Source organism: Ruminococcus sp. YRD2003 (assembly GCA_900109435.1).
Lineage (GTDB): Bacteria > Bacillota > Clostridia > Oscillospirales > Ruminococcaceae > Ruminococcus > Ruminococcus flavefaciens_G.
The window spans coordinates 211,899-219,869 of record FNZT01000008.1; the positions used below are offsets into that span (position 1 = coordinate 211,899).

A 7,971-nucleotide genomic window follows, 5' to 3' on the forward strand; every position below is an offset into this window, starting at 1 on the left:
CCTTTATGATGCGGCTCGGCGAATGAGCTGTACTGTGCCGTCAATGCCATTTAGACGGACGATATCGCCGTCGGTGAAATGCTCGCAGGCATTGCCGACGCCGACAACTGCCGGCTTTTTCAGCTCGCGCGAGATGATCGCTGTGTGTGAGAGCAGCGAACCACGTTTTGATATTATACCGAGCGACTGTGAAATGACAAATACCCACCCCGGATCAGTGACGTCGGCGAGAATTATCTTACCGGAGGCGTCAGTGTCAGCGCTTAGCGAGGAGATGTGCGTTATCTCTCCCTCGACTATGCCCGATGAGCACGGAGTGCCGTAGATCAGCGTATCATCGCCGCACATCGTGTCTGATACGAAATTTGCGGGGTGCTTGTCGAATACCTTGCTGTCAAAGACGATGCGCGTGTGCGGAGGTATCGCTTCAAAGGAAGCCCACTGTCTGCGGCGCGAGGCAATAAGCTCGCGGAGTCCGGAGATGCTGCCGTTTGCAGCCTTTTCAAGCTCGTCAAATCTCAGGAAGAATACGTCGCGCTGATGCTCTATGAGACCGCGTCTGCTGAGGTCAGCGCCGCATTTCAGGACGATCTCGCGAATGAGACCGTAGATTTTTCCACGTGACATTCTCGACCTCTCGCGAAGAAGTATGCCATTATACGCCTTCTTCGCGTACAGCTTTGAGAGACCGTGAAGCTTCGGACGGGACTTTTCAGCTCGCGGAGGTGCCGCGCTGAACGTGGATATAGTCTCGACAAGCAGCAGCGGATCTGTGCGGTATGTCTCAGCCTCGAGCTTGAGCTCGCAGGCACAGCGGTCGCCGTATTCGCTGATATAGCGTTTTATCAACTCAGCCGAGCGCGTCGGTCTGCTGACGAACCGCTCGAACTCCTCATTGCTTGAAATGCCGCAGAATCCATCATAGCTGCCTTCCTCGCGGAGAGACTCGCAGATGTCGTTCAGCATCATGACCGGCTTCATGCTCTCGATCGAGTCCGAGCCGCAGATGAGCTGATTTGCCGTGTCTTCAGGATTTTCGCACTTCAATGAATGCTTCAGCAGTCCCGTGAAAATGAATGCGTACATATCATTTACAAGTGTTAAGTCCCAACAGTCGGCAAGAGTGTTTTTCAGCTCAACGTATATCGTGAACAGCTCCGCGGGAGAATCGGTCTGACTTATTCTTGCGCTGAACTGCGGGTATATCTCGTCAAACTTGCGGTTCAGCTTCTTCATATTGCGCTCGTTCGCGGATATGAGCTGAACAAATGACATCAGCACCCTCAGCTTTGTCATACGGTTCGGAGCCTCTGCTGAACGAGTTACGCTTTTGTCAGAAACGCCGAGCATCTCCTGCCATATAGGGATTATCTTACTGCTGAACGGCAGCATCGTGATGACGTCGTACCAGCTGCTGATACGGTAGTATATCCTGCCGTTTGCGGCGTCGGTCATGTTGGAGAGCACGCCGTCAAGCCTCTCGGCAGTGCAGTCATTGCGGGTAATACGGCGGACGCAGCTGCTGAAAACGAGGTGGTAGACGTCCTTGACAAAGCTTATTGTCATCGGTGAGGAGATACCGGGATAGCTCTCCGAGATATTGCTGCTGTCGAGGATTATGTGTCCGTCAGCGTGGAGAGTAGTTATCGGGCGTGCCTGTAAAATGTATGTCACGCCGTCCTTGACAGCGTATTCGATGTCACATTCGCAGCCGAACAGCTCCCTGATTTTTTCTGCTGTCACGAGCAGCCCGACGATCTTTTCTCTTCTGAGTGCAGGTGCGTTCTCGTTCAGCTCCGCATAGAAGCTCTTGTCGGAGCGGTCGCAGTAATAGGTGCTGACCGCGACCTTGTCCTCCACCACATTGTCACCTGTACCGGCGCCGACTGTGATGACGGTCTCGCTGAGTATGCCCTGCGGATTCGCCGTGAAAATGACACCTGAGCAGTCGGCATCTACCATTGCCTGCACGATGACATTTATGCGGAGCTCACCGCGGTTCAGAGCGTTTATGCGGAGGTATTCCGCCACGCTTTCGGTATCGGCAGAAGCTCGGCACTGTTCTATCCTCTCCCATACCTTGTCAGCCGGAACGAACAGGAAGGTCTCGAGCTGTCCGGCGAAGGAGAACGATGAGCTGTCCTCGGCGGAGGCTGACGAGCGGACGGAAAACAGCGCTTCTGTGTGAAAATTATGGCTTATATAATCGCGTACCTCAGCCTCCTGAGTCTCATTTGTCACGCAGAAAAGCTCCGGCACGTTAAAGCCGTGCTGCTTCATTTTGAAGAGGCGTTCAGCCTTTGCACCGATGCTGAACTCGGTGAAATTATCGGTATTGATGATCATTTATCTCACCTCGAAAAAATGATGTAGCCCGCAACTGTCAGGAGCATGATGCTCTCCTGAATGTATGTGTAGCGCTCGACCTTCTCGACGAGCTTGAACTTGTGCGGGTCGTGTATGTACTCGATGAATTTCCACGTCATCCAGCAGACGTTGATGAAGAGCGCGATGACGGAGAGCCAGCTGAGCCTGTAGACCAACAGGAAGTTTGTGATGATGTCAGCTATCGTGAGTATGAGGACAAAGCGCGTAGCCTTTTTGTAGCCGAAAAGCTTGGAATATGTGACGTATTCGGTCTCGTCCTCGGGAGCCTTGATCTTGCGCGATATCTCCCATATCAGAGCAGGGAAGTACAGCGTGAATGCGGCAAGTACAGTAGTGAGGGTGAAGGCGCTCAGACCGTACTTTATGCAAGTGAAAGAAATGATGTAGATGTTCATTATCATCTGCACGGGGTTGTGGGTGACGAGTGCGAGTGGCAGGCTTTTCTGAATCTTTTTCTTGTGGAAGAACCACAGCGACATCAGCGTGCCGTAGACGTACAGGAATACGAAAAACGGGATATTGTTCATGAAGCAGACGTTGAGAAGGATCGTTGCGCCTATCAGCAGGCTAACAAATATTGCGAGGTCCTTTTTCTTCACTCTGCCTGACGGGAGCGGACGCTCCTTGAACAGGCGGCAGTCAAGCTCGTAGTCCTTGAAATCGTCGGCTATCCTCAGCCAGCACAGGAAGCTGAATACTGTGAAGCCTCCGATGAATTCAGCCAGTGTTATGTGAAAATTTGTCACTCCGTTATTGAGCAGGATAATGAAGTAGATCTCGAAGAATACTATGCCGCCGAGAATCAGCCTCGGAATTATCGGGTACATCTCCTTGAAGTAGATATTAAGTCGTTTTACCATAAAAAACGCCTCCTGTCATATATTTTTGCGTATCCTCAGAGCATAGAGCGCTGCGTTCAGCGCAATGTGGGTCAGCGCACCGAGTATTATGTACTGAATGTATTGCGGAACTGTCAGACCTGCTATTATAGCCAGTATCAGGACAACTCCGAGCAGCGAGTCTATCTGGTCAATGATGAAAAACGCGGCGCCCCTGAGACCGCTTGTTGTCTTGCCGGGCTGTATGCCGATACGGCGCTTGATGAAGCTGTTCGGCAGCTCGCAGAGGACGTAGGCCAGACCGAATATCGCACCTGCTGCGGCATTGAAAAGGAGCGTATTGTCGAAGTGGCGGTACAGCTCGTTCCGGCTGCCGACAGCGTCCGACGAAGCGGAGAGGAGCCCCCACAGCATCTGCGCGATACACGTTGCGGCTATCATTCCGAAAAAGCCTGCCCAAGTCTTGTTATCGCCGAATATGCGTCTGCCGTCCGGGCAGCTCTTACCGCCGTCTATCGGTGAACGGTGCCGGCGGTAAAGCGTCGTTTTCGTGAATATCATATTTGCGGCACCGCCGATAACGACCGGCATTAAAGTCGCGTACATAACGAGGATCCTCATCACATCATCTCCAGTATCTTAGGTATCAGGATCAAACCCTGCGAAACGAAAAATGCAATGGAAAGAATGAATACTCCGGCAGCCGCGGTGTCCTTGATGAACTTGTTGTCGGCAGATATCTCCGGGAATTTCGTGTCCAGCAGTCGTTCGAGCGCCGAGTTAAAGTATTCTGCTGCGAAGACTCCGCATACGAGAGCAAATCCGATGAGGAACTCCGTCAGGGATACACCCAACATCAGCTCTGCAGCGACAAAAATGGCGTATATTGCGGTATACTCGCGGTAATTCCGCTCCTCTTTCCATGCAGCCTGCATACCCTGAAATGCGCAGTACATACTCTGGAAGATATTTTTGTTTTTCATTGAAGCGAGGTCGTTCTGCGCTTTGTTCAATGTACCTGAAACAGCGTTTGTTTTCATAAGAACACGTCCTTTCTGTGTTTTATAGCTTTGAATGCGGTCTTTACTTGTAATTATAAGCATTTTTCCTGAAATTGGAAGAGGCTGACTGTCACTTTGCTGATTACAATTGTCACAAAAAAGCACCTGTCAGCTCAAAACGATTCATTAGTATTGTGAGTGGCTAACAGACTTGTACAATGCTTCTGAACATAAAAGAAATGCTGCCCTCACGGGCAGCATTTTGTTGTATCCCGAACCCCCCTGGCAGAGCCAGGGGGGTTCGGGATACAACAAAAGACGCCTCCCATACGGGAGGCGTCTTCATAACGCCGCAAAAAGCAGATGTATCAAAAGGAGCGTTGACATGCTCGCCTACGCTTCCTGCGGTAATTATAAGTGCAAGATCGAATTATAACAGCAACGGCTTCCCGTAAAGGAAGCCGTTCTATTTTGACCATTATATGATATACCTGAATTCCCAGTATTTAGCGAATCTTTTCCTGTCTCGTTTAAGACTGCCGGACGAAAAATAAAGCATACTTTTGAATTCAGCGAGCAGATAAAACTCCAGCTCGGTCAGGGTGAACTCTTCAACATCCTTGAAATACGGGACGTGATCGATTATCTGGTCTACTACAGGCAGCCCGTTTCCTCCCATATGCGCGACATAATAGGCAGCAGGCCAGTCTCTTATCAACAGCATATTGTTTACATACTTAGCTTCGCATTCTTCAGCGTTGAATACGCTGAACCAATTCTTGTTAAGAGCCATAACAGCCAGAACGACATTGAATATTGGCTTAGTGCCGGAAATATGCCTGAAAGTGATAGTCTTCTCCAGCTTGTTCACGATGATCTGTCCGTGACATTTATAGTCGCCGTTATACTCATACTCGTCAGGGTCATAAGGCGCGACCTCGAAATCGCTGACAACGAAATTTCTGCCCATGTACTCATTTTTGTTTCCCATAATAATACTCCATTCTCCCTCTATACTGCTGAGGGGCAGTCAAGCGGAACTGTGTTCCTGAGTTTTTGATGCTTGTGAAAAACAGCAACGCCTTGCCGCAGAGAGCCTGAGTGGAAAAGCACTGAGAACAACAAAAGAGCTGCCGGAACCAAGAAGACACAGCACGCCACTAAAAAGCGATACCATATTTTCTTGATTCACAGCAGCCCTGCCTTTCAAATATTATCTGCATTTATTATATCACTCACTTCCGCATTTGTCAAGTCCTCACGCCTTAAAATACATCGTATCGCAGTCCGTGAACTTGCAGTTCTGCTGCTGAGAGCCCTCGCAGCAGAGTTCGCTGTTGATGAAGGTGCAGTTGATAAACTCGCAGTTTATCCAGTCGGTATGCTCTGAGTATGAGTTCATGAACGTGCAGTCTATGAACTTGCAGTTCATGACGATATTACGGTATTCGTGGTACTCATTCTCCTTAAATGGTATGTTCTGTAATGCTTCGTATCTTTCGCTAAGAGGCTTGCCTTTAATGCAGAAACGGAAGAACTCGACATTTTTGAAAGTGCCATTCATTATGGAGCAATGCTCGGCTATCATGCGCTCAAACTTCAAATCAATGAGGGTGAAATTGATGAGGTTGAACTTTCCTACTTTTGTCATTCTGAGATCATTTTTTGAATACTTCATAACATCATCCCTGTGAAAAGGCGTATACAAGTTTCTGCCAACAAACTTTTGATCCCAATGTGATATGCGGTACTTCTTGCCGTTGGGATAGCTGTCATCATCGAGCATCTGAGTATTTTTCTGACGGAAAATATAATTGTCAATGAGCTTACGGTTCATCATATCAAAATCCTTATTATCCATATAAACACCTTTCCCTTTCGTTCAGTCTTCGTCGAAGTCCACCTGGCAGTCGTTGTACTCGCATTTTCTATAGAAATAGCAGTCGTCTATGCAGTTACTACTGAGCCAATGGCATCTTGTAAATATACAGTCAATGAATCCGTATCCTTCGCCCGAAAAATAATTAATATTGCAGTCCTCAAATTCGCAGTGTATGAACTTTGCGATTTCGCAGTAGATTCGGTCAAAAGTGCAGTTTTTGAAAGAGACATTATTGAAAGTAACGTTTTCGAGATAAAAATTACCGAATGTCCTGTCTGCGAACTCTGCATTCTCCATTGTCAGTCCCTCTATCTGGCGCTTTCTCGGCTCGAAAGTCGCCTGATAAAAACTCCTCCCGTATAAGTATTCGTATTCATCGTTTTCTTCGTCTTCCAAAGTAATATCGTCTTCGCAAGAAGTATAGTCTTCATTGTCTTCAAAATCGAAAAGATCATCATCAAGGCTATCCTTAATTCTTTCATCAGTGGATAAAAAGTCAAGGAGAAACTTAAGTCTTTCCTCCTCTGTAGAATTTTCCGGTGTCAGTTCAAATAAAGGGTCCATAAAGGGTACTGTACTCATGATCATTCCTCCTGTCTCAATGTCGAAATCGGGGCTATATTTCTGACAGCAAACACTGTCATTCCGTGGGTTTACTGATTCTGTAAATAATTGAGACTTTGTTTTTGATTCACTCCGCTCGGCGTCTGCTGTGCAGACATTGGCTTACAGGTACGCAAGTCTTGGAAGCTCCCGAACCGCAATGCATACTTTCTATAAGCACCGATTTACAGACGGAGATTGGGCGAAGCAGTCTCTCACTCCGTCCTGCGCGCCTCACGGCGCTCTATGCAACGTCTCCCGACGCGGTTTGTCAAGCTGCTGACATAACAAAAAAGGCATTGAATTTTGAACACAGTACACCCATAAGTGTAACGTGCCTAAAATTCAATGCCTTTAATTTTTTACTGTATTCAGTATATCACAGAAGTACACGAATGTCAAGTACTTTGAAAAATAATTCTGATTTGACAAACAGCCGTCTCCCCATGACGTGGAGACATTTTCTACGGCTATTTATCGATGATTGCACATACCGAGATATTACTCAAATAAATAATATCTATTTCAGAAGCCAAAATAATAGGCAATGAATACATAAACAGAAGCACCGCCCAAAGGCGGTGCAGTATATAAAAAATGATTTTGTGAGTCTATTCTAATTATGTCATTTCATAGCATTCTCCTTTTTAAGGAAATGCCGGTATGCAATATAGGAAACAACCGAATCAAATGCATTCCCGCATCCGAACATCAAAGCGATACCGATGAGCGTAGGATGCCATATTCCACATAGGTACAGAACGAAGAACGTTCCGTAATATATGATGTTGGTAACTATTGACTCAAACAGCATATAGTACGTCTTGCCTCTGCCATAGAATGTAGCATCAAATACGTTCTGGAAGGCGTACATAACATAGAACACGAACAATACCATTACAATCTTGAACAGTTTATCCACGTCGCTGTATCCGAGAATATGGGACATAAACGGTTTATACAGCGGAATTGTTATCACCCATATCAGGCAGGTCACAGCCGTTATCGTAAAATAGCCGAGTGTATTGTTCTTTACAGCATTCTTGTCCTTGGCAGTTTCCTGCTTTATCAGCTCTCCAAGCTGAGTTATAGGCAGCAGCATCCATCCCCATATAAAGTTATTTGCCACCCAATATGTCCCTTGCTCTCCGACCATATTCACCATACGCGAGACCATGAGCATATACGCAATATTCCTGACAAAAGATTCAAGTCCTGAGATACCGCCAATTTTAAGGAAGTCCTTCATCCACGCAAA

The 7,971-nt window shown here is 47.3% G+C and carries 7 protein-coding genes and 1 pseudogene; all 8 read right to left on the reverse strand.

What is annotated here, in order from left to right; genetic code table 11:
• Positions 1-3: 3 nt before the first annotated feature.
• On the reverse strand, positions 4-2,346 hold the full coding sequence (locus tag BMX22_RS08140; protein ID WP_074741964.1) for a PEP/pyruvate-binding domain-containing protein: 2,343 nt from the start codon (positions 2,344-2,346) through the stop codon (positions 4-6).
• Positions 2,347-2,351: 5 nt separating this feature from the next.
• Positions 2,352-3,248, reverse strand: coding sequence for a UbiA family prenyltransferase (locus tag BMX22_RS08145; RefSeq protein ID WP_074741965.1), 897 nt, complete (start codon positions 3,246-3,248; stop codon positions 2,352-2,354).
• Between the two features lie 15 nt (positions 3,249-3,263).
• Positions 3,264-3,848, reverse strand: coding sequence for a CDP-archaeol synthase (locus BMX22_RS08150; protein WP_074741966.1), 585 nt, complete (start codon positions 3,846-3,848; stop codon positions 3,264-3,266).
• On the reverse strand, positions 3,848-4,267 hold the full coding sequence (locus BMX22_RS08155; RefSeq protein ID WP_074741967.1) for a diacylglycerol kinase: 420 nt from the start codon (positions 4,265-4,267) through the stop codon (positions 3,848-3,850). The genes BMX22_RS08150 and BMX22_RS08155 overlap by 1 nt, the downstream gene beginning before the upstream one ends.
• A gap of 439 nt (positions 4,268-4,706) precedes the next feature.
• Positions 4,707-5,219, reverse strand: coding sequence for a hypothetical protein (locus tag BMX22_RS08160; RefSeq protein ID WP_074741968.1), 513 nt, complete (start codon positions 5,217-5,219; stop codon positions 4,707-4,709).
• Positions 5,220-5,486: 267 nt separating this feature from the next.
• Complete coding sequence (locus tag BMX22_RS08165) at positions 5,487-6,089, reverse strand: hypothetical protein (RefSeq protein ID WP_074741969.1); 603 nt, start codon at positions 6,087-6,089, stop codon at positions 5,487-5,489.
• A gap of 21 nt (positions 6,090-6,110) precedes the next feature.
• Positions 6,111-6,692, reverse strand: a complete 582-nt coding sequence (locus BMX22_RS08170; RefSeq protein WP_074741970.1) for a hypothetical protein — start codon at positions 6,690-6,692, stop codon at positions 6,111-6,113.
• Positions 6,693-7,338: 646 nt separating this feature from the next.
• Positions 7,339-7,971 (reverse strand): annotated as a pseudogene (locus BMX22_RS08175) (hypothetical protein); the annotation flags it as partial.

What these genes read in the sequence shown, in the direction of transcription:
- BMX22_RS08145 (WP_074741965.1), bottom strand. Translation starts at nt 3,248, where the DNA reads ATGGTAAAACGACTTAATATCTACTTCAAGGAGATGTACCCGATAATT.
- BMX22_RS08140 (WP_074741964.1), bottom strand. Translation starts at nt 2,346, where the DNA reads ATGATCATCAATACCGATAATTTCACCGAGTTCAGCATCGGTGCAAAG.
- BMX22_RS08170 (WP_074741970.1), bottom strand. Translation starts at nt 6,692, where the DNA reads ATGAGTACAGTACCCTTTATGGACCCTTTATTTGAACTGACACCGGAA.
- BMX22_RS08150 (WP_074741966.1), bottom strand. Translation starts at nt 3,848, where the DNA reads ATGAGGATCCTCGTTATGTACGCGACTTTAATGCCGGTCGTTATCGGC.
- BMX22_RS08155 (WP_074741967.1), bottom strand. Translation starts at nt 4,267, where the DNA reads ATGAAAACAAACGCTGTTTCAGGTACATTGAACAAAGCGCAGAACGAC.
- BMX22_RS08160 (WP_074741968.1), bottom strand. Translation starts at nt 5,219, where the DNA reads ATGGGAAACAAAAATGAGTACATGGGCAGAAATTTCGTTGTCAGCGAT.
- BMX22_RS08165 (WP_074741969.1), bottom strand. Translation starts at nt 6,089, where the DNA reads ATGGATAATAAGGATTTTGATATGATGAACCGTAAGCTCATTGACAAT.